This is a genomic window from Streptomyces sp. NPDC030222 (assembly GCF_055573115.1).
Map to the genome: position 1 here is coordinate 131,027 of NZ_JBVICA010000004.1, position 20,626 is coordinate 151,652.

The window sequence follows — 20,626 nt, forward strand, 5'->3', positions numbered from 1 at the left end:
CGCGACGGGGGCTTCCGATGTGACGGAAGCGGAGCGGCACGGCGGATGGCGGGGTTGTACGTGGGGTTCTCACGTACAGCCCCTTTCAGATCTCCGTGTTCCTCGCCCGCTTGACAGGGCTCTTCGGCAGGGCGAGTTCGATCTCCTCGCGGAGGTCCTCGATCTTGCCGTATCCGGCGAACTGGCCGGTGAGACGGTACATCTCGCGCAGCCGGTCCCATGTGCGGTGGGATGAGGTCTCGCCGATCGACACCAGCGCCAGCCGGGCGTAGCGGTCGGCCTGCTCGGGGTCGTCGGCGATGAAGCATGCCGATGCCATGGAGAGATAGTCGAAGATCTTGGACCGCTGACGGCCGTTGACCCGCAGTTCCAGGGCCTGCTTGGCGTGGTACTGGGCGGTCACCGCGGCCGCGGGTTCGTGCTCGGCGAGGGTGCGGTAGGCGAGGGCCTGCATGCCGTGCATGTCGGCCTCGTCGAACATCTGCATCCAGCTGGGCGGTGGCACATCGCTCTTGTCGGAGACGAAGAGCTCCTCGGCTTCTCCGAGAGTGCGGCGCATGGCCTGTCCGCGGCCCATGGAGGCCTGGGCCCATGCCTCGATCGTGTGCAGCATGGCCCTGGTACGGGGCAGGGTCTCCCCGCCCGAGCCGGCCTTGGCCAGTTTCATGAGGTCCAGGGCGTCGTCGGGGCGGCCGAGATGGACCATCTGTCGCGCCGCGCGGGAGAGGGCCTCGCCGGCGCGCGGCCGGTCGCCGCCTTCACGGGCGGCGTGGGCGGCGATGACGAAGTACTTCTGGGCGGTCGGTTCGAGTCCGACGTCGTGGGACATCCAGCCGGCGAGCACGGCGAGATTGGCCGCGACGCCCCAGAGCCGTCGCTGGAGGTGGTCGGGGTGGTGGAAGGCGAGCATGCCGCCCACCTCGTTGAGCTGCCCCACCACGGCCTTGCGCTGGAGGCCGCCGCCTCGGGAGGCGTCCCAGGCGCGGAAGACCTCGACGGAGCGCTCCAGCGCCTCGATCTCCTCCGATCCGACGGGAGCGGCCTCGTAGCGGTCGTAGCCGACGGCTTCGGCGTGCAGGGTGGTGCCGGTCCGGGCGGTGTCCGCCGCTCGGGCTGGGTCTGTGTGGAGCCAGTCGTACATGGCGTTGCTGAGTGCGGAGCCTGCGGCGAGCGCGGCACCCGCGCCCACCAAGCCGCGTCGGTTGAGCATGAGGTCCATTCCCGTGAATTCGGTGAGGACCGCTGCCGTCCGTTCGGGCGCCCACGGCAGTCCGTCGGGGTTGTCCGTCTTGCCGACGGTCCGCCGTCTTCCCGTTCGCCCGTGCCGGTCGAACCCGAGGTCCTCGATGGTCACGACACGGCCGAGTCGCTCGGTGAACAGCGCAGCCAGCACCCTGGGCACGGGATCGCGGGGCGTCTCGCCCATGTCGATCCAACGCCGCACGCGGGAGGTGTCGGTCGCCAGCTGGGGGTGGCCCATGGCCGCCGACTGCCGGTTCACGAGTCTCGCGAGTTCGCCTTTGGACCAGCCGGCCAGGCCGAACAGATCCGCAAGACGGGTGTTGGGTTGTCCGCTCACATCAAGCCCCCAGGTTCTCGGCTGAGTTGACACTAGCCCGGTGTCAGATGCGGCGGGACTATTCGCCAGGGTTCGCCAGGGTCCGCCAGATGGTGTGCCACCCGCGATGCGGTGTCAGGTAGGAACGCGCCTCCCCGCCCCGGCAGCCGTACCGCATTCCCCAGGGTGCGGCCCGGATGCCGGGTCGGGCGGCGCACGTCACTCGTCGGCGCACGAAGGGATCTGGCACGCCCCATGTACACAGCATCGTCCTCCGTGTCCGCCCCGCCACGGCCGTACCGTCCCGTACCGACGGGCAGCGGGCCGTACCTCGACCCCACGCACGCGGGGGGAGTCGCCGGGTTCGCCGGCCGCCCCCGCCGGCGTCCGGGGCTCACCGGCCAACCGCTCAGCGGGAGACTCGACTTGTCCGGCCCCCAGGGCGCGCAGCTGCGGATGGCGATCGCCTCGGTGCATCGCATCTGCCCTGAGTTCAACCCCGTGCAGGTGCTGCGGCGAAGCGGGCGTTCGGTGCTGCTGATCGGCACCACCGGACGGACGACCGCCGTCGCCAAGTGCTTAATCGACCACTCCCCCGCCTGGGCCGAGCGGTTCCGCCACGAGATAGCGGTATACCGCACGTTCGTCCGGCACCGTCCGCCGGTGCGGGCTCCGCGCCTGATCGCTGCCGATCCGGACAACTGCACTCTGGTGATCGAGCGGACTCCGGGCCGGGCGGGTGCGCTCCAGCGGCACCCTGTCGAGGCACCTGCCCGTACGGACGTACGGGCCGCTCTCGGCGCGATCAGCCGGCTCAACAGCTGGCGGCCCCCGGCCGGGCTGTTCGGGGCGCCGCTCGACTATGCGTCGCGGATCTCCCGGTACCACGAGCTCGGGCTGTTCACCGATCGTGATCTCGGGGACCTTCAGAAGCTGTTGCACGGTCTGGCGCAGGCGGGCGGGCGTCAGGGAATGGGCCAGTTCTGCCATGGCGACGCCCTGCTGTCGAACTTCCTGATGTCGCCGACCGGTCCGGTGCTGGTCGACTGGGAGCATGCCGGCTGGTACCTGCCGGGGTACGACCTGGCGACGCTGTGGGCGGTGCTGGGCGACGCTCCTGCTGCGCGGCGGCAGGTCAGTCAGCTCGCCCAGGCAGCCGGTCCCACGGCTCGCGACGCGTTCCTGGTGAACCTGATGCTCGTCCTCACGCGGGAGATCCGCACATACGAGACGGCGGTGCAGAGGACGATGCGCGAGGCGGCTCCGGCCGGCTCGGGACAGCTTCCCCCCGGCACGGTGTCGGCGGGTGAGGAGCAGCGGCTGCTTCTGCGGCGGCTGCACGACGACTGCGCGATGGCACGGCGGGCCGTCCGCGCGGCGGTCGGGACCCGCTGAGGTACCCGCCGTCGGGGGGATCGTCGGTGCCCGGTGGGCGTTGGCTCGCCGGGCACCGACGTGCGTCGGGGCCCAGCACGACATCCATACGGGCTGGGTGACACGCCGCCGCCCGGTTGAGGTTGCGGTCATGACCCGCCCCCTGTGGTGGATGTGCCCGGAAGGAGTCCCACCGGGCTGACCGGCGCTCACCCACGACACGGGCGGTTCTGCGCACCGGTGCCGGGTCCGACACGCCGGTAAGTACGCGGCCGTTCACGCGGGTGCACGAAATCCATATGGCCCACAGTTCATTGACGGTTCGTCGGCAAGCGGCTACCCCTGGACACGAGTCCCGTCCGCACCGACCCTTTCCGGAGTCCCGGTGCACGGCTCGTTCCCGGAGGCTGCCTTGCAAGGAATCTCCCGAGTCTGCGTACGGCGAACGGCCCTCGCGGTGGTGTCCGCCGTGCTGGTGCTGCCCCTTCTGTCGGCGACGCCGTCGGCGTCGGCACTGGCATCGGCATCGGCATCGGCATCGATGAACTCGCGACTACGGGAACCACGACAAGGCCGCGCGTCCGGTGAGCCAGTCCGTCGACTACATCGTGGTGCACGACACCGAAGGCTCCTGGGACGTCACACTGGGGCTGGTGCAGGACCCGACGTATGTGTCCTGGCAGTACACCCTGCGCTCGTCCGACGGGCACATCGCCCAGCACCTGGCTCTGAAGGACGTGGGCTGGCACGCGGGGAACTGGTATGTGAACGCCAAGTCGATCGGTCTGGAGCACGAGGGTTTCCTGACCGCGCCGGACGCGTGGTACACGGAGGCGATGTACCGGGCGTCGGCACGTCTGGTGCGGTACCTGGCGAAGCGGTACGGGGTCCCGCTCGACCGGCAGCACATCCTGGGGCATGACACGGTACCCGGTTCGGTGTCGGCGAGCATTCGTTCGATGCACACGGATCCCGGGCCCTATTGGGACTGGGCGCACTACTTCACGCTCCTCGGCGCTCCCTTCGTTCCGACGGCCGGTCCGTCGGCGGACGCGGTGACCATCCGTCCGGAGTACGGGCGGCACCAGCCGGTCTTCACCGGGTGCTCGGCGCCGGGCAGGCCGTGTACGCCGCACGGCTCGGGAGCGGTTCGGCTGCACACGGAGCCGTCCGCGGCCGCCCCGCTGGTCAAGGACATCGGGCTGTGGCCCGACGGGCATCCCTCGACGACCGGTGTGAACGACACCGGCGCCCGGGCCTCCACCGGCCAGCAGTTCGCGGTCGCGGAGCGCCGCGGCGACTGGACGGCGATCTGGTACCTCGGACAGCAGGCGTGGTTCCACAATCCCCGGTCACAGCCGACGGCAGTGGGCGCGGGCGGGGTGCTGATGACGTCGAAGGACGGTCTGGCGGAGATCCCGGTGTTCGGGCGGGCCTACCCCGAGGCCTCGGCCTATCCGGCGACGGTTCCGGTGCAGGCCGTGTCGCCGCTGCCGTACCGGCTGCTCGCCGGTCAGCGGTACGTGGTCGGTGGGACCGCGGATCCGGAGTATCTGTACGCGACGACGTTCGACACTGCGGGGCACAGGGTGGTGCGGGGCCAGGAGCAGTACTACGAGATCCAGTTCGGGCACCGGGTCGCGTTCGTGAAGGCGTCGGACGTCCGGCTGGTGCGGGGACGGTTCTGACGGGGCAGGCGCCGGGCACCGTCGAGGCGGCCGAGGCTGCCCCGGGCCGGGAGACGCCGCGAGCACCGACGGGGATTCGCCGGAGGCAGGGAGGGCTCACCGCGGCACGCGCGGTCATGTCGCCGTCCCTGCGGGCGCGGCCGAGGCGGCCGCTCCCGACCCTCATGGTCTGCCGTCATTCCCCAAAGCGCCGTGCGCGGCGGCGAACAGGCGTGCGCAGCGGTCCGTCATCGCGTCCGGCGACTGGTCGGGGTGCTGGATCCACCAGCGGACCAGGGCGGTGACCAGGCCGCGCCAGGCGTACTTCAACGCGTCCGCGTCGAGGGGGTCGCCGGAGCCGGTTCCTTGCAGCAGGGCTGAGGTGCCGGTGGCCGCGAGTTCATCGATCGCGGCCCGGTAGCGGGCCGCGCGGCGCTCCGGTTCGCTCCCCGGCGGCAGTGCGGCGTCGTACAGCACGAACCACCCCTCGCGTCGCCCTTCCAGAGCGGTGAAGACACTGTGCAGCACGCGCAGCGGGGTGCGGGGGGCGGTGACGTCCTCCCCGGCCATGGCGGTGCGGATGGCGTCCACCAGGTGCTCCCCGACCGGAATCAGGCAGGCGAGATAGAGGTCCTGTTTGGCACCGAAGTACTGGTGCAGCAGCGTCTTGGTGACGCCGACGCGCGCGGCGACGGCCGCCATGGAGGTTGCCTCGTAGCCGCGGCGGCCGAACTCCTCGGTGGCCACGGTGAGGATCTGCTGCTCGCGCTCGGCGCGTGGGACGCCTTTGGTGCCGGCTTCCGAGCGAGGGATTCCCATGGCCTTGAATTTACCATAGGGTAATTTACCGCTCGGTAAATTCATGCTGCCGAAGGAGCACGCCCATGGCTCGGGGGACCGCACCACGTACCTTCCGTATCCGCTCCTGGTGGGGATGGGGGTGGGCCGACGCCCACGCCGACGACGACGAGTGCGCCGCGATGGGCGCCCTGCTCCCCGGCACCCTCGACCGCCCGATGCCGATCCCCGAGGTCGCCGACCTGCGCATCGGCCGGCCCGCCGCCGAACCCCCGAACAGCCTTGCGCGCCTGGTCACCGCCGACCCCGCGGAACGCGCCGCCCACGCCATGGGCAAGGCCTACCGCGATGTCATCCGGGCGCTGCACGGCCGACCGGGCCGGATACCCGACCTGGTAGCCCGTCCGGCCTCCGACCAGGACGTGGCCGACCTGCTGGAGTGGGCCTGCGAGCACGGTGTCGCCGTGGTGCCGTACGGAGGTGGCTCCTCAGTCGTGGGAGGCGTGGAGTACCGGGGCGTCGCTCACCGTGCGGTGCTCTCCATGGACCTGACCGCCATGAACCGGGTGCTGGAGATCGACACCGAGAGCCGGAGCGCCCGCGTCCAGGCCGGGGTCCTCGGGCCTGTCCTGGAAGCGCAGCTGCGGCCGCACGGTCTGACGCTGCGCCATTTTCCGCAGAGCTTCGAGTTCTCGTCCCTCGGCGGCTGGCTCGCCACCCGGGCGGGCGGGCACTACGCCACGGTCCGGACCCACATCGACGACTTCACCCAGTCGCTCCGTGTGGTCACCCCTGCCGGAACCAGTGCCTCCTGGCGGCTCCCGGCGTCCGGCGCCGGTCCGTCTCCGGACCGGTTGTTCCTCGGGTCCGAAGGCGCCCTCGGCATCATCACCGAGGCATGGATGCGACTGCAGGAACGCCCGCGCCACAAGGCCTCCGCATCGGTGGCCTTCTCCGACTTCCAAGCTGCCCTGCACGCGGTCCGCGCCATCGCCCAGTCCGACCTGGCGCCCGCGAACTGCCGTCTGCTCGACCCCGGCGAGGCCATGCTCTCCGGCGCGGCGCAGGACGGCTCCGCGATACTCGTCCTCGGCTTCGAGTCGGCGACCGCCCCGGTCGACGACCGCCTCGCCCAGGCCCTGGAGACGGCCCGTGCGCACGGCGGCCGCTGCGAGGGGTCCCCCACCGGCCCCGACGTGCCGGGCGACGCCGCGGTCGGCGCCTGGCGTTCCGCCTTCCTGCGCATGCCCTACCTGCGCGACGGCCTCGCCCGGATGGGAGCCATCGCCGAGACATTCGAGACCGCGGTCACCTGGGACCGGCTGCCCGCCCTGATCGACGCGGTCCGGACCGAGGTCGGTGCCGCCGCCCGGAAGGCCACCGGACACCCCGCCACGATCAACTGCCGCCTCACTCACGTCTACCCCGACGGCGCGGCTCCCTACTTCACCGTGCTCGCCGCCGGACGCCCCGGCGACGAAGTCGCCGTCTGGGACGACCTCAAGGCCGTAGCGGGCGACGTCCTCCACCGCCACCGCGCCACCATCACCCACCACCACGCGGTCGGCCGCGACCACCGCGCCGAGTACGACCGTCAGCGGCCGGAACCGTTCGCCATGGCGCTCCGCGCCGCGAAGGGCGTCCTCGACCCCCGTGGGATCCTCAATCCGGGTGTACTCGTGGACGTCTGACGATGCCTGCCCACGCCACCCGCCCGCAAGGCGGTACGGACTGACGGTGGGGCTTCGCACTCGTGGCACGCTGCCGCAGCCCGCGTCACCACCTGGTGTTGCGGCCTGCGGCAAACGGTCTAGCCCTGCTGGAAGAGTTCGGCGGGCAGCGGCTTCAGCAGCGCGTACAGATCGTCGGTGATGGGCCGGTCCCAACTGGCGATGGTGACCAGCACATTGTCGCTGCGGTCGAACTGCACGCAGGAGATGCGGCTCTCGGACAGCTTGATACGGCGGACGATCAGCAGGTTGTCGCCCTGCAGCACCGGCACGTCCTCGCTGCCGACGACCTCCACGGGCTCGTCGTTCTCCAGGGCGAGGAGCAGCTGGGCGACCTCGAAGGGGACCTCGCCCTCGGCGAGGTCGCGGGCCGGGGAGCCCTCGGGCAGATTGCCGATGATCATCGCGGGGCCGCGGCCGCCGAAGAGGTCGTAGCGCAGGAAGACGCCCTGGCAGGTGCCGTCGGGGGCGGGCAGGAGTCCGGCGCCGAGATTGCCGGGCCAGTCCCCCGGGTCCATGGCCAGGACGTCGAAGTCCGGGCCGGCGGGAGTGGCGGCGCTGCGGCGGCGGAGGAAGGACATGCCGCCATGGTACGTGCCCGGCGGGCCGTGGCCGAGCGGGGGCCGCCGCCCGTGGCGGGCCCCGAGCGCGGCGCGCGGCGGCGTCCCCGGTGGCCGGCCGGGGATCGTCGTTCGAGGGGGCCGTCGGCGCCCGGGTCGGTGTTGCGGCGCGCCAGTTCACGCAGAAGCGTGACCGCTTCACCCGCCCGGTCGCGGGGGGACGAGGAGATGGTCCGAGCAGAAGCGGCGATGACGTCGGCAGCCGTGTCCGGCGTGTGCGGTCGGCTGACGACCGGGCACGGTGACGATCGGGATCACGGCGTGACCACCTGGCCGGAGCGAAGGCGAGGACGTGTCCGCGGGGGTTCTGCCGGGGGCCGCATGCCGCTCGGCAGCCCGCTTGCGTCCCGTACGGATCCCGCTCGGATCCCGCTTTCCGCTCATGATCGTCGCTGCACGGGCGGTGGGGTACGTTCGCACCGGGACGTCTACGCGGGGAGGCATGATGACCGGACTGCGGGAACTGCTGCGCGGGTTGCCGGTGTTCGGGGACGACAGGCCGTCGTTCGACACGGATGCGGCTCCGGACGATCCGGTGGAGCTGTTCGTGACCTGGCTGATGGCGGCGGTGGCGACGGGGGTCCCCGGGCCTCACGTGATGACACTGTCGACGGCCGGAGCGGACGGCACTCCGTCCGCCAGGACACTGATCCTGAAGGACGTCACGGACGACGGCGGCTGGCAGTTCGCCTCGGAGCGGGAGGGCAGGAAGGGGCGCGATCTGGCGGCTCGGCCGTATGCGGCGCTCACGTTCTACTGGCAGTCGTCGGCCCGGCAGGTGCGGATCTCCGGTCCCGTCGTCGTCGAGGGGCCGGAGGCCGGCGCCGCGGACTTCCTGGCCCGCAGCCCCGAGGCTCGGGCGGAGGCGCTGCTCGGCAGGCAGAGCTCGCCCCTGTCGGACCTCGCGGAGCACGACCGGGCGTGGCGTGCCGCCCTGGACCGGGTGCGGCGCGAGCCGGACCTCGTGGCCGAGGGATGGACCCTCTACACGGTGCGGGCGGAGTCGGTGGAGTTCTGGCAGGCGGACGAGCGTCGCCGGCACACCCGTCTTGAATACCGGCGCTCGGGAGACGGCTGGGAGCGCGGACTGCTGTGGCCGTGACGGGGCCGCCGGCAGCCGCATCCGGAGACTGACCGGGGCGCCGGGTACAGACCAGGGCCGGAGACAGGCTGTGGCCGGGTGTCGGCCAGGACCGGTGCGCCCCTCCCGGGCCCTCCGGTCCTGCCGGATGGCCGGGCCGGCAGCAGAGCGGCGCCAGGGCAGGTCGCCTCAGGTCAGGTCGAACCGGCCGTTGCGCGCACCGATGACGAAGGCCCGCCATTCGGCAGGGGTGAAGATCAGTGAGGGGTTCTCCGGCTTGGCACCGTTGCGCATGGCGATGAAGCCCTCGACGAACGCGATCTGGACGTCCCCCGCGCCCTGGCTGCTGGACTGCCAGTCGGCCTCCGTCAGGTCGAGCTCCGGCTTCTCCCAGCCGGCGAAGGTCTGCTGGGTGGTGGTGTCGGTCACGTCCGTACTCCTCCCGGTTCGGCGTCGCGCGCCAGCAGCCTAGCGATCGCTCGCTGTCACCGACAGAGCACGGACGGAACACGCTCAGCGCGTCGGCGGTTCGGAGCCGACGAGCCACATGGAGAAGAACTGCGCGCCGCCCCCGTAGGCGTGGCCGAGGACTCTGCGGGCTCCTTCGACCTGGTGCTCGCCCGCCTGTCCGCGGACCTGGAGTGCCGCCTCGGCGAAGCGGATCATGCCGGAGGCGCCGATGGGGTTGGTGGACAGTACTCCCCCGGAGGGGTTGACGGGCAGATCGCCGTCGAGCTCGGTGGCGCCGGACTCGGTGACTTTCCAGCCCTCGCCCTCGGCGGCGAAGCCGAGGTTCTCCAGCCACATGGGCTCGTACCAGGAGAACGGTACGTACATCTCGACCGCGTCGATGTCGCGGCGTGGATCGGTGACTCCGGCCTGGCGGTAGACGTCGGCGGCGCAGTCCCTTCCGGCGCGGGGGGAGACGAAATCCTTGCCGGCGAAGAGGGTGGGTTCACTGCGCATGGCTCCGCCGTGGACCCAGGCGGGCCGGTGGGGTGCGCGTGCCGCGCCGGTCCTGCCGGTGAGGACCATGGCGCAGGCACCGTCGGAGGAGGGGCAGGTCTCGGAGTAGCGGATGGGGTCCCAGAGCATGGGGGACGCCTGGACCTTCTCGAGTGTGATGTCGTGCTCGTGGAGATGGGCGAAGGGGTTCCGCAGGGCGTTGCGCCGGTCCTTGTAGGCGACCAGGGAGCCGATGGTGTCCGGGGCGCCGGAACGGCGCATGTAGGCGCGGACGTGCGGGGCGAAGAATCCGCCGGCGCCGGCGAGGAGGGGCTGCTGGAAGGGCACGGGGAGGGAGAGGCCCCACATCGCGTTGGACTCGGACTGCTTCTCGAAGGCGACGGTGAGGACCGTGCCGTGGACGCGTGCGGCGACGAGGTTGGCGGCGACGAGTGCGGTGGAGCCGCCGACGGAGCCCGCGGTGTGGACACGGAGGATGGGTTTGCCGACGGCGCCGAGGGCGTCGGCGAGATAGAGCTCCGGCATCATCACGCCCTCGAAGAAGTCGGGGGCCTTGCCGATGACGACGGCGTCGATGTCGGTCCAGGTCAGTTGGGCGTCGTCGAGTGCGCGGCGGGCGGCTTCGCGGACCAGTCCGGCGATGGAGACGTCGTGGCGGGCGGCGACGTGTTTGGTCTGGCCGATGCCGACGACGGCCACGGGTTCACTGGGCACGGTCGTCTCCTTCGAGTACGGCGACGAGGTTCTGCTGGAGGCAGGGGCCGGACGTGGCGTGGGCGAGAGCGCGGTCCGAGGTGCCGCGGTGGATGCGGGCGGCGGCTTCGCCGATGCGGATGAGACCGGCGGCCATGACGGGGTTGGCGGCGAGCGGGCCGCCGGAGGGGTTGACGTCGACGGAGTCGTCGAGACGCAGGGCCCGGCGCAGGACGATCTCCTGGGAGGTGAAGGGGGCGTGCAGTTCGGCGGTGTCGACGTCGGGGGCGCCTGTCGTGCCGCCGGTGCCGCGGATGCGGTCGAAGGCTCCGGCCTTCTGTGCGGCGAGGCGGGTGGAGGGCGAGTCGGTGAGGTCGCGGACGCCGAGGCTGTGGGCTTCGACGCGGTGGTCGATGCCGCGGATCCAGGCGGGCCGGGAGCACAGCCTGCGGGCGGTGTCGCCGGCGGCGAGGATCACGGCGGCCGCGCCGTCGCCGACGGGTGGACAGTCTCCGGTGCGCAGGGGGTGGACGAGGAGGTCTCCGTGCGGCCGGGGTCCGGTGAGCTGGGCGTACGGGTTGGTGGCCGCGGCCGTGCGGTTGCGGGTGGCGACGGCGGCGAACGCGGCTTCGTCGGCGTGCCCTGCGTCTACGAGTGCCTGCGCCTGGAGTGCGGCCAGGGCGACGGAGTCGGGCCACAGGGGGGCGGCGTAGTACGGGTCGAGCTGACGGCTGAGGACGTCGCGGAGGTCGCCGGGCGAGGACTTGCCGTAGGCGTAGACGAGGGCGGTGTCGGTCTCGCCGGTGAGGAGTTTCACCCAGGCTTCGTAGAGGGCCCAGGCCCCGTCCGTCTCGACGTGGGATTCGGAGACGGGGGGCCAGGCGCCGACGCCGTCGAGGGCCATGGTGAAGGAGAAGGGACGGCCGGCGAGGTAGTCGCTGGAGCCGGAGCAGATGAAGCCGATGTCCCGGGTGCGCAGTCCGGTGGTGTCGAGGACGTCGTGGAGGACGGGCATGAGCATTTCGACTTCGGAGAGCTCGTCGCTGCGGCGCACATGGGTGGTCTGGGCGAAGGCGACGACGGCCACGTCCCGCATCAGAGCAGCTCCTTGTACGTGTCGTAGGCGGCGTCGGGTTCGCCGGTGGGCCGGTAGTGGTCGGGGTGGCGGTTGCCCTCGGTCCACACCGGTTCCACACGCAGGCCCATGCGGACCTGGTCGCAGGGGATGCCGGCGATGCGTCCGTGCAGGGCGAGGCCGGCGCCGTCGAGGGCGATGTGGGCGTAGACGTAGGGGACTTCGATGTCCAGGTTCCTGGCTTTGATGTTGACGATGCAGAAGGTGGTGACGGTGCCGCGGGGGCCCGTTTCGACCCGGTCGGTGGTGGCGACGCCGCAGGTGGGGCAGGCGCCGCGGGGCGGGACGTACACCTTGTGGCAGGCAGGGCAGCGTTCGCCGACGGTGCGGTGCTCGGCGAGGGCGTGGAGGTGGGCGGTCTGGGCCCGGCCTGGGGTGTAGGTGTAGTCGAGGCGGGCGGGGGCGACGATGCCGGTGACGGGGTCGTCGAAGGCGCCGGTGTGGTCGCGGGGCCAGGAAGCGGCGGGCTCGTCGTACGGTTCGAAGCAGGCGATGTCGGTGATGGCACCGGTGCGTTCGGCGGCCCAGCGGACCCGGACCCGCATGCCGGTGTGCACGCTGTCCGGGCCGGGGGCGTCGAGGACGTGGAGGAGGGCCGTGTCGGCACCGTCGAGGCGTACGAGGACCCAGGCGAAGGCGTGCGGGAGGGGTTGCCGGTCCCGTGGTTCGGGGTTCCAGGCCCAGGTGGTGACGGTGCCGGTGGGGGCGACCTCGACGAGTTCGCGGAGTTCCTCGGCGTTGGCCGGGTCGTATTCGACGGGTGGGACGAGGACGCGGCCGTCCGTCGTCCTGACGCCGAGGACGGTCCGCTCGCGCAGGCCGGTGAGGAAGGCGCTCTGGACGGGGCCGAGGGAGCGGGTGAAGGGGAATTCGACGACCATCGGTGCGCTGAGTGCTTCGGGCATCGGCCTGGGCTCCTTTTCAGAGTCGCCGGTAGACGGGGGGCCGTTTCTCGGCGAAGGCTCGGGCGCCTTCCTTGGCGTCGGCGGTGGCGAAGACGGGCCAGCCTCGCTTCAGTTCGGCTTCGAGGCCGTCGGTTTCGGTCATCTCGGCGCTCTCGTAGACGGACGCCTTGACGGCTTCGACGGCGAGCGGACCGCAGGCGTTGACCTGTTCGGCGATGGCGAGCGCCGCGTCGAGGGCGGTGCCGTCGGGCACGACGCGGCCGACGAGCCCGATGGCGGCGGCCTCGTCGGCGCTGTAGGGGCGGCCGGTGAGGAGCATTTCGAGGGCGTGGGTGCGGGGGATCTGGCGCTGGAGCCGGACGGTGGAACCGCCGATGGGGAAGAGGCCGCGGCGGACCTCGAAGAGCCCGAAGGTGGCGCTCTCGCCGGCGACGCGGATGTCGGTGCCCTGGAGGATCTCGGTGCCGCCGGCGACGCAGGGGCCTTCGACGGCCGCGATGACGGGCTTGCGGGGCCGGTGGTGGCGGAGCATGGCCTTCCAGTGGAGGTCGGGGTCGGCTTGGAGGCGGTGGCGGTGTCGGTCGTCTTCCATGCCCTTGCCCGCGAGTGCCTTGAGGTCCATGCCCGCGCAGAAGGCTCCTCCTGCTCCGGTGAGCACGATGGAGCGGATCGCGTCGTCCTCGTCCGCCGCCAGCCACCCGTCGTACAGCCCGACCAGCATCGGGATCGAGAGTGCGTTCCTGGCCTCGGGCCTGTTCAGGGTGAGGACGAGTGTGGCGCCCTCGCGTCCTGCGGTCAGGTGTTCCGTGCCGTCGCCGAGTCCCATGCCGGACCTCCTGTGTCGAGACCTAGAACAGGTTGCAGGAGAGGGGTGCCCAGTTCAATAGCTTCCTGACACTCAGTCAGATTCTTCTGCGCCGCCCCTTCCCAGTTGTGCGGCACGGCGCTCTAATGACCGCCGGACCAGTCCGGCCCGGGGTCAGGAGGAGCGGTGGAGTACAACCTTGCCGACCTGTTCGAGTCGGTCGTCGACGTGGTTCCGGACCGCGAGGCGCTCGTGTACGTCGACCCTTCGGATCCGGCGCGGAACGGGACGTGCTCGGACCGCCGGCTGACCTATGCCGAGCTCGACGCCGCGGCGAACCGCATCGCGCACCATCTGCTCGACGCGGGGATCGAACCCGGTGAACACCTGGGCCTGCACCTCTACAACGGGATCGAGTACCTCCAGACCGCCCTCGGCTGCCTGAAGGCCCGCATCGTCCCGGTGAACGTGAACTACCGTTACGTCGAAGAGGAGTTGGTCTACCTCTACCGCGACGCGGACCTCGCCGCCCTCGTCTACGACGCGGAGTTCGGCGACCGGGTCGCGGCCGCCGTCCCCCGTACCGAGAAGCTGCGGCACCTGGTACGGGTCGGCACCCCGCCCGGGGACGTGCCGCAGCCCGCGGCGGTCCCGTTCACCGAGGCGGAGGCCGCGGGCTCTCCCGGGCGGGACTTCGCCCCGCGCTCGGCCGACGACCAGTTCATCATCTACACCGGGGGCACCACCGGCATGCCCAAGGGTGTGATGTGGCGTCAGGAAGACCTGTTCTTCGCGGGGCTGGGCGGCGGCGCACCGACCGGTGAGGCCGTCAAGCGTCCCGAGGAACTGGCCGAGCGCGTCGCGGCAGGCGGCGACGGCATCACCTTCTTCCCCACTCCCCCGCTGATGCACGGCACCTCGACACTGACGGCGTTCATCGGTTTCAACTTCGGGCAGCGGGTGGTGCTGCACCGCAGGTTCGTGCCGGAGGAGGTACTGCGCACGATCGAGCGCGAGCGGGTGACCAGCGTGTCGCTGGTCGGGGACGCGATGCTGCGCCCCCTCGTCGACGCGCTCGGCGGGTCCCTCAAGGGGTGCGATCTGTCCTCGCTGTTCAGCGTCTCCAGCTCCGGCGCGATCATGTCGGACACGGTCCGTGAGCAGTTCCTCGAACTCGCGCCGCATGTCGTGCTTCTCAACAACTTCGGCTCGTCGGAGTCGGGTTTCAACGGGACGGCGACCGCGGACTCGGGCCCGGAGAACGGCTTCCGGCTGCGGGTCAACTCCCGTACGACGGTGGTCGATCCGGCGACCCACGGGCCCGTGCCACCCGGGGTTCCCGGCCGGGTCGCGCAGCGCGGGCACGTACCGCTCGGCTACTACAACGACCCCGACAAGACGGCGGAGACGTTCTTCCTGCGGGACGGGGAGCGCTGGGTGCTGCTCGGCGATATGGCCACCGTGGACGAGGAAGGCGTCGTCACGGTCCTGGGGCGCGGCTCGCAGTGCATCAACACGGGCGGCGAGAAGGTGTACCCGGAGGAGGTCGAGCAGGCCCTCAAGGCGCATCCGGACGTGTACGACGCGCTGGTCGCGGGCGTTCCCGATCCGCGGTGGGGCAGTCGTGTGGCCGCCGTGGTGCAGCTGCGGGAGGGTGCGCCGGAACCCTCCCTGGACGACGTCCAGGCGCACTGCCGCACCCGCCTCGCCGGCTACAAGATCCCGCGGCAGCTGGTGCTGGCGGACCTGATCCGGCGGTCGCCCAGCGGCAAGGCCGACTACCGCTGGGCCCGCACGGTCGCGACCGAGGCGGCGCAAGGCTGAGACGCGGCCGGAGCGGCGGGCCGTGCACGAGGCACGGACTGCCGGGGTCAATACGGGCCGGCGCAGCGGTGCCGCGCGGCCACGCGGGCGCTCGGCGAGCCGGGCCGCTCAGTCGGCCGACACGAGTCGTGTGCCTTCGAAGACGCCGAGTTCCTGGAGGTAGAGCTCCAGCGGGACACCGTTCGGGTCGTGCAGATAGAGGCTGTTCTCGACTCCCCGGTCCGGTCCGAGGTACCCGACGCCTGCCGCGTCGAGGGCGGACCTCGCCCTCTCGTAGTGTTCCGCGTCGACCGACAGGGCGAGGTGCTGGACGCCGCCGACGGCCTCGGTGACGGGCGGGTGCTCATGGCCCGGGAAGTCGAAGAAGCCCAGCAGGCTGCCGTGGCCGATGTCGAAGAAGAAGTGGGTGGAACCGCGGTAGTCGCGGTTCTCCACCATCTCCACCAGGGGGAAGCCGAGCAGGTCCTGGTAGAAGCGGATCGTCTCCTCGACGTCCCGGCAGATGAAGGCCACGTGGTGCACACCGCGCACCGTGGTGACGGGCCGCGCCCCGGGCTCACGGAGATGCCGTGCCCTGAGCTCCGCCCTGCGGGCGCGGACGGCTTCGAGCGCGGCTCCCTTTGGTTGCGGCACAGCCGGCCTCCTCACACCGTGATCGCGGGCTCGGCCTCTTCCGAGGCTCCTGCCCCACGAGATTCTTCTGCCCCGACCGCGGAGGATCACCCCGCGAGAAAGGCTTCGACCGTCCACACGAACCACGCGGGGTCGTCCGACCAGGGGAAATGCCCGCCTCCGGGCGGCGCCGCCGTCTCCGCGGCCGGGAAGACGCCGACGGCCATCGGGTCAGCGCGCTCCGCCTGTGGGCAGCCGTCGAGCTCGCCGGCGAGGACGTGCCCGGCGGCGTGGGCCTGGGGCTGCCCGCTGCCGCGCGGTCGGCGGAGGAGCCCTTGCCAGCCGGGGGCGGACCTGGATTACTGACCCAGGAACATCGACCGAATGATCGGTCGACCGGTGTCGGGACGGGAGTGGACCCCATGACGGCTCTGCTGGACGCGGCGGAACGGCTCGGCCGCGAGGAACTGCGGGCCCTGCAGCTCGAGCGGCTCCGGAAGTCCCTGCGGCACGCCTACCAGAACGTGGGCTTCTACCGGGAGGCGTTCGACAAGGCCGGGGTGCTGCCGGAGGACTGCCGGACGCTGGAGGACCTCGCACGTTTCCCGTTCACCACGAAGGCGGATCTGCGCGACCGGTATCCGTTCGGGATGTTCGCCGTGCCCGAGGAGCGGATCCGGCGGATCCACGCGTCAAGCGGCACCACCGGGCGGCCGACCGTCGTCGGCTACACCGACCACGACCTGGACGTGTGGGCGGACGTGGTGGCCCGCTCGATCCGCGCGGCGGGCGGCCGCCCGGGGCACAAGGTGCATGTGTCGTACGGGTACGGACTGTTCACCGGCGGGCTCGGGGCGCACTACGGGGCCGAGCGGCTCGGGTGCACGGTGATCCCGGCGTCCGGGGGTATGACCGCGCGGCAGGTACAGCTCATCCAGGACTTCAGGCCCGAGATCATCATGGTCACGCCCTCGTACATGCTGACGCTGCTGGACGAGTTCGAGCGGCAGGAGGTCGATCCGCGGTCGACGTCCCTGAAGGTGGGGATCTTCGGGGCCGAGCCCTGGACCGAGGAGATGCGGCGGGAGATCGAGGACGGGTTCGCCATCGACGCGGTCGACATATACGGCCTGTCGGAGGTCATCGGGCCCGGGGTGGCGCAGGAGTGCGTGGAGACCAAGGACGGCCTGCACATCTGGGAGGACCACTTCTACCCCGAGGTGGTCGACCCGATCACCGGCGAGGTGCTGCCGGACGGGGAGCGCGGGGAGCTGGTGTTCACCTCGCTGACCAAGGAGGCCATGCCGGTGATCCGCTACCGGACGCGGGACCTCACCCGGCTGCTGCCGGGTACCGCCCGGACGTTCCGCAGGATGGAGAAGGTCACCGGCCGCAGCGACGACATGGTGATCCTCCGGGGCGTGAACCTGTTCCCGACGCAGATCGAGGAGATCGTGCTCCGGACGGCGGGCGTCGCTCCGCACTTCCAGCTGCGGCTCACCCGCGAGGGACGGATGGACGCGTTGACCGTGCGTGCCGAGGCACGGCGGGGGGCCACCCCGGAGCAGCGTGCCGCAGCGGCCGCAGCGATCGCGGCGGCGGTGAAGGACGGCATCGGGGTGTCCGTGGGCGTGGAGGTCGTGGATCCCGAGACGCTGGAGCGGTCGGTAGGGAAGATCAAGCGGATCGTCGACCTGCGGCCGCGTGAGGGCGGGGCCTGAACCGGCGCCGCTCCCGCGCCTCCATGACCGTCGGCGGCGACGGCCCTCGCGTTGTGGGAGCCGAACCGGACGCGGCCCGAGCGGTCGCCGTCGGGTCAGGGGCTGATCGACAGGAAGACGAACGCCGCGAAGATCACCAGGTGTACCTCCGCCCTGGAGGAGCGTCGCCCGGCCCGGGACGATCGTCGGTGCGCAGACCATCACCGGGGGCGAGCAGCACCATGTGGGTGGCGCCCAGGCCGAGCACCGGCGGACCCGAGAGCCACACCGATGCCAGCGCGATCGCCGGGATGGTCAGCCCGATGCCGGCGATCGCGGAGCCCGGTGCGAGGTCCAGACCGGTCTGGACGCGGTCGCGGCGTGCTGCGCGGACCGCCGCGAGTCCAGCGTGATGTCACCGGCTTGACGCTCACCCCGTCCATGAAGCCCACCGTGCCGGAGGGGGCCGGGTGGCGCTCGGTCACACGGGGCGTTCGTGGCCCTCCCAGTAGGGCTCGCGGAGCCGTCGTTTGTAGAGCTTGCCGTTGGGGTCGCGGGGCATTTCGCGGATGAAGTCGACGGTCCGAGGGCGTTTGAATCCGGCCAGCCGGTCCGAACAGTGGGCGAGGATGCCGGCGGCGAGGGCGTCACCGGGTTCGTGGCCCTCGGCGGGTTCGACGACGGCCTTGACCTCTTCGCCCCAGTCGCCGTGCGGGACGCCGAAGGCCGCCGCGTCGGCGACGGCGGGGTGGGCGAGGAGGACGGCCTCGATCTCGGCGGGGTAGATGTTGACGCCGCCGGAGATGATCATGTCGATCTTGCGGTCGCGGAGGAAGAGATAGCCGTCCTCGTCGAGGTATCCGAGGTCGCCGACGGTGAAGAAGTCGCCGATGCGGTTCTGCCGGGTCTTGGCCTCGTCCTTGTGGTAGCTGAAGCCGCCGGTGGTCATCCGCATGTAGACGGTGCCGAGTTCACCGGGCGGCAGTCGGCGGCCGTCGTCGTCGAGGACCGCGATCTCGCTGATGGGCCAGGGCCGGCCGACGGTGCCCGGCTTCTTCAGCCAGTCCTCCGCGGTGGCGAAGGCACCGCCGCCCTCACTGGCCGCGTAGTACTCCTCGACGCAGCCGCCCCACCAGTCGATCATGGCGCGTTTCACGTGGTCGGGGCAGGGGGCGGCGCCGTGGATGGCGTGGCGCATGGAGGAGACGTCGTAGCGGGTGCGGGTCTCTTCCGGGAGGGCGAGGAGCCGGTGGAACTGGGTGGGGACCATGTGGGTGTGGGTGCAGGCGTGGGCGTCGATGAGCCTGAGCATGTGTTCGGGGGTCCATTTGTCCATGAGGACCAGGGGGTGCCCGATGTGCAGGGACGCGGCGGCGAACTGGAGCACGGCCGTGTGGTAGAGCGGCGAGCACACGAGGTGGACGTTGCCGTCGAAGGGCCGGATGCCGAAGATGCCGAGGAAGCCGCCGAGATGGGTCTCCTCCGGGAGGCTGCCGGGCAGCGGCCGACGGATGCCGCGGGGCCGGCCGGTGGTGCCGGAGGTGTAGTTCATGACCCAGCCGAGCGTGCGGCCCTGCGGCGGCGAGTCGGGCCGGCCGTCGAGGAGGCCGGCGTAGGGCCGGAAGCCGGGTACGGCTCCGACGGCGTAGCGGCGGGCAGCGGGCAGGCCCGCCTCGTCGGCGGCGTGCGTGGCGGCCTCCGCGAAGCGTTCGTGGGCGACCAGCACTTTGGCGCCGGAGTCGGCGACGATCCAGGCGATCTCCGGTCCGACGAGGTGGTGGTTGACCGGGACCAGATAGAACCCGGCCTGGGTGGCGGCGAGGTGGGCGGTGAGGAACTCGGCTCCGTTGGGCAGGACGACGGCGAAGGCGTCGCCGCGTTCCAGTCCGGCGTCACGCAGGCCGTGGACGAGCCGGTTGGCGGCGGCGTGGAGCCGTCCGGCGGTCCATTCCCCGCCGTCGGGCGCGACGAGGACGGTGCGGTCCGGGTCGGCGGTCGCCTGTGCCCAGAAGCCGTTCGGGGACTGGTTCATGACACGCTCCTCCTCATACGTCGCGTCCGGCGATGCGGTTGATGCGGGCCACGGCGCGTTCGAAGCCACGGGTGAGGTCGTCGAAGACCGCCTGGACGCTGCGTTCGGAGTTCATCCGGCCGACGATCTGTCCGACGGGGGTACCGAGCAGGGGGGCCACCTCGTACCGCTGGATGCGGGACACGGCCTCCGCGACGAGCAGTCCCTGGAGGGGCATCGGGAGGGCTCCGGGGCCGGCCGGATCGTCCCAGGCGTCGGTCCAGGCGGTGCGCAGCTGGCGGGCGGGTTTCCCGGTGAGGGCGCGGGAGCGGACGGTGTCGCCGGAGCCGGCGGCGAGCAGCTTCCGGGTGAGGGCGCGGGAGTGGAGTTCGGCTTCGGTGGTGGTGAGCCAGATCGAGCCGAGCCAGACGCCCTGGGCGCCGAGCGCCAGTCCGGCCGCGATCTGCTCGCCGCTGCCGATGCCGCCGGCGGCGAGGACGGGCAGGGGCGTCACGGCGTCGACGATCTCGGGGGTGAGGACCATGGTGGCGATCTCGCCGGTGTGGCCGCCGGCTTCGTAGCCCTGGGCGACGACGACGTCGATGCCGGCTTCGGCGTGGCGGCGGGCGTGTTTGGCGCTGCCCGCCAGGGCCGCGACGAGGACGCCGTGGTCATGGGCGCGGCGCACCACGTCGGACGGGGGCGGGCCGAGGGCGTTGGCGAGCAGTCGGATGGGGTGGTCGAAGGCGACGTCGAGCTGCCGGCGGGCGACGTGTTCCATCCAGCCGGTGATGCGCCATCCGCCGTCCTCGCCCTCGGGGAGATCCGGGACCCGGTGCTTGGCGAGGGTCTCCTCGACGAACCGCCGGTGGCCCTCGGGGATCATCGCCTCGACGTCGGCCTCGGTGACCCCTTCCGCCTTCGCGGCGGGCATGACGACGTCGAGTCCGTAGGGTCTGCCGCCGGTATGGGCGTCCAGCCAGTCGAGGTCACGGGCGAGGTCGTCGGGGGCGGTGTAGCGGACCGCGCCGAGTACGCCGAACCCGCCCGCCCTGCTGATGGCGGCGGCGACCGCGGGGAACGGCGTGAAGCCGAAGACGGCGTGCTCGACTCCCAGTCCTGCGCTCAGCTCCGTCTGCATGGGGCG

16 protein-coding genes and 2 pseudogenes are annotated in these 20,626 nt (G+C 71.6%); 6 read left to right on the top strand and 12 right to left on the bottom strand.

All coding sequences use genetic code 11. The features are described 5' to 3' along the window. Positions 1–85 precede the first annotated feature (85 nt). Positions 86–1,579: a DNA-binding protein NsdB gene (locus ACZ4Z5_RS07525; RefSeq protein WP_468258061.1), complete on the bottom strand. Its 1,494-nt coding sequence runs from the start codon at positions 1,577–1,579 to the stop codon at positions 86–88. A gap of 234 nt (positions 1,580–1,813) precedes the next feature. On the opposite strand from ACZ4Z5_RS07525, the gene ACZ4Z5_RS07530 reads away from it, so the two are divergent. Further along, complete coding sequence (locus ACZ4Z5_RS07530) at positions 1,814–2,953, top strand: aminoglycoside phosphotransferase family protein (RefSeq protein WP_468258063.1); 1,140 nt, start codon at positions 1,814–1,816, stop codon at positions 2,951–2,953. A 530-nt stretch (positions 2,954–3,483) separates the two neighbouring features. After that, positions 3,484–4,620, top strand: a pseudogene (locus ACZ4Z5_RS07535) (N-acetylmuramoyl-L-alanine amidase); the annotation flags it as partial. A 162-nt stretch (positions 4,621–4,782) separates the two neighbouring features. Here ACZ4Z5_RS07535 and ACZ4Z5_RS07540 read toward each other — a convergent pair. Further along, positions 4,783–5,418 carry a TetR/AcrR family transcriptional regulator gene (locus tag ACZ4Z5_RS07540; protein WP_468258066.1) on the bottom strand — a complete coding sequence of 212 codons (636 nt, stop codon included), beginning with the start codon at positions 5,416–5,418 and terminating at the stop codon, positions 4,783–4,785. A 65-nt stretch (positions 5,419–5,483) separates the two neighbouring features. On the opposite strand from ACZ4Z5_RS07540, the gene ACZ4Z5_RS07545 reads away from it, so the two are divergent. Then, positions 5,484–7,088: an FAD-binding oxidoreductase gene (locus ACZ4Z5_RS07545; protein WP_468258069.1), complete on the top strand. Its 1,605-nt coding sequence runs from the start codon at positions 5,484–5,486 to the stop codon at positions 7,086–7,088. A gap of 119 nt (positions 7,089–7,207) precedes the next feature. Here the strand turns inward: ACZ4Z5_RS07545 and ACZ4Z5_RS07550 are convergent, their stop codons facing one another. After that, complete coding sequence (locus ACZ4Z5_RS07550; protein ID WP_468258072.1) at positions 7,208–7,708, bottom strand: hypothetical protein; 501 nt, start codon at positions 7,706–7,708, stop codon at positions 7,208–7,210. A gap of 484 nt (positions 7,709–8,192) precedes the next feature. On the opposite strand from ACZ4Z5_RS07550, the gene ACZ4Z5_RS07555 reads away from it, so the two are divergent. Then, complete coding sequence (locus ACZ4Z5_RS07555) at positions 8,193–8,849, top strand: pyridoxine/pyridoxamine 5'-phosphate oxidase (RefSeq protein ID WP_468258736.1); 657 nt, start codon at positions 8,193–8,195, stop codon at positions 8,847–8,849. 168 nt (positions 8,850–9,017) lie between these two features. Here the strand turns inward: ACZ4Z5_RS07555 and ACZ4Z5_RS07560 are convergent, their stop codons facing one another. The 5 genes from ACZ4Z5_RS07560 to ACZ4Z5_RS07580 form a co-directional block, all read right to left on the bottom strand. Continuing rightward, positions 9,018–9,257, bottom strand: a complete 240-nt coding sequence (locus ACZ4Z5_RS07560) for a DUF397 domain-containing protein (RefSeq protein WP_468258075.1) — start codon at positions 9,255–9,257, stop codon at positions 9,018–9,020. Positions 9,258–9,341: 84 nt separating this feature from the next. After that, entirely contained in the window at positions 9,342–10,508 is a 1,167-nt protein-coding gene (locus ACZ4Z5_RS07565) for a thiolase domain-containing protein (protein WP_468258077.1), read from the bottom strand. Further along, positions 10,498–11,583 (bottom strand): thiolase domain-containing protein, encoded by a 1,086-nt coding sequence (locus ACZ4Z5_RS07570; RefSeq protein ID WP_468258080.1) that lies wholly within the window; start codon positions 11,581–11,583, stop codon positions 10,498–10,500. Before ACZ4Z5_RS07570 ends, ACZ4Z5_RS07565 begins: the two co-directional genes overlap by 11 nt. After that, entirely contained in the window at positions 11,583–12,527 is a 945-nt protein-coding gene (locus ACZ4Z5_RS07575) for a Zn-ribbon domain-containing OB-fold protein (protein WP_468258082.1), read from the bottom strand. Before ACZ4Z5_RS07575 ends, ACZ4Z5_RS07570 begins: the two co-directional genes overlap by 1 nt. Before the next feature lie 16 nt (positions 12,528–12,543). Next, positions 12,544–13,353, bottom strand: coding sequence for a crotonase/enoyl-CoA hydratase family protein (locus tag ACZ4Z5_RS07580; RefSeq protein ID WP_468258084.1), 810 nt, complete (start codon positions 13,351–13,353; stop codon positions 12,544–12,546). A gap of 165 nt (positions 13,354–13,518) precedes the next feature. Here ACZ4Z5_RS07580 and ACZ4Z5_RS07585 point away from each other — a divergent pair, with 165 nt between their 5' ends. Further along, positions 13,519–15,156: an acyl-CoA synthetase gene (locus ACZ4Z5_RS07585; protein WP_468258087.1), complete on the top strand. Its 1,638-nt coding sequence runs from the start codon at positions 13,519–13,521 to the stop codon at positions 15,154–15,156. Positions 15,157–15,264: 108 nt separating this feature from the next. Here ACZ4Z5_RS07585 and ACZ4Z5_RS07590 read toward each other — a convergent pair whose 3' ends face one another. Next, positions 15,265–15,789, bottom strand: a complete 525-nt coding sequence (locus tag ACZ4Z5_RS07590; protein ID WP_468258090.1) for a VOC family protein — start codon at positions 15,787–15,789, stop codon at positions 15,265–15,267. Positions 15,790–16,190: 401 nt separating this feature from the next. Here ACZ4Z5_RS07590 and paaK point away from each other — a divergent pair, with 401 nt between their 5' ends. Continuing rightward, the gene (paaK, locus tag ACZ4Z5_RS07595) at positions 16,191–17,489 is read left to right on the top strand and encodes a phenylacetate--CoA ligase PaaK (protein WP_468258093.1); all 1,299 of its coding nucleotides are present in this window, start codon (positions 16,191–16,193) and stop codon (positions 17,487–17,489) included. Between the two features lie 95 nt (positions 17,490–17,584). Here paaK and ACZ4Z5_RS07600 read toward each other — a convergent pair. The 3 genes and pseudogenes from ACZ4Z5_RS07600 to ACZ4Z5_RS07610 form a co-directional block, all read right to left on the bottom strand. Beyond that, positions 17,585–17,871 (bottom strand): annotated as a pseudogene (locus tag ACZ4Z5_RS07600) (ionic transporter y4hA); the annotation flags it as partial. A 78-nt stretch (positions 17,872–17,949) separates the two neighbouring features. Then, entirely contained in the window at positions 17,950–19,500 is a 1,551-nt protein-coding gene (locus ACZ4Z5_RS07605; protein WP_468258096.1) for an acyl-CoA synthetase, read from the bottom strand. A gap of 13 nt (positions 19,501–19,513) precedes the next feature. Further along, positions 19,514–20,620 (bottom strand): nitronate monooxygenase, encoded by a 1,107-nt coding sequence (locus ACZ4Z5_RS07610; RefSeq protein ID WP_468258099.1) that lies wholly within the window; start codon positions 20,618–20,620, stop codon positions 19,514–19,516. Positions 20,621–20,626 lie beyond the last annotated feature (6 nt).

Excerpts from the sequence above, each read along its gene's own strand:
- ACZ4Z5_RS07530 (WP_468258063.1), top strand. The coding sequence starts at position 1,814 with ATGTACACAGCATCGTCCTCCGTGTCCGCCCCGCCACGGCCGTACCGT.
- ACZ4Z5_RS07540 (WP_468258066.1), bottom strand. The coding sequence starts at position 5,418 with ATGGGAATCCCTCGCTCGGAAGCCGGCACCAAAGGCGTCCCACGCGCC.
- ACZ4Z5_RS07545 (WP_468258069.1), top strand. The coding sequence starts at position 5,484 with ATGGCTCGGGGGACCGCACCACGTACCTTCCGTATCCGCTCCTGGTGG.
- ACZ4Z5_RS07550 (WP_468258072.1), bottom strand. The coding sequence starts at position 7,708 with ATGTCCTTCCTCCGCCGCCGCAGCGCCGCCACTCCCGCCGGCCCGGAC.
- ACZ4Z5_RS07555 (WP_468258736.1), top strand. The coding sequence starts at position 8,193 with ATGACCGGACTGCGGGAACTGCTGCGCGGGTTGCCGGTGTTCGGGGAC.
- ACZ4Z5_RS07570 (WP_468258080.1), bottom strand. The coding sequence starts at position 11,583 with ATGCGGGACGTGGCCGTCGTCGCCTTCGCCCAGACCACCCATGTGCGC.
- ACZ4Z5_RS07575 (WP_468258082.1), bottom strand. The coding sequence starts at position 12,527 with ATGCCCGAAGCACTCAGCGCACCGATGGTCGTCGAATTCCCCTTCACC.
- ACZ4Z5_RS07580 (WP_468258084.1), bottom strand. The coding sequence starts at position 13,353 with ATGGGACTCGGCGACGGCACGGAACACCTGACCGCAGGACGCGAGGGC.
- paaK (WP_468258093.1), top strand. The coding sequence starts at position 16,191 with ATGACGGCTCTGCTGGACGCGGCGGAACGGCTCGGCCGCGAGGAACTG.
- ACZ4Z5_RS07605 (WP_468258096.1), bottom strand. The coding sequence starts at position 19,500 with ATGAACCAGTCCCCGAACGGCTTCTGGGCACAGGCGACCGCCGACCCG.
- ACZ4Z5_RS07610 (WP_468258099.1), bottom strand. The coding sequence starts at position 20,620 with ATGCAGACGGAGCTGAGCGCAGGACTGGGAGTCGAGCACGCCGTCTTC.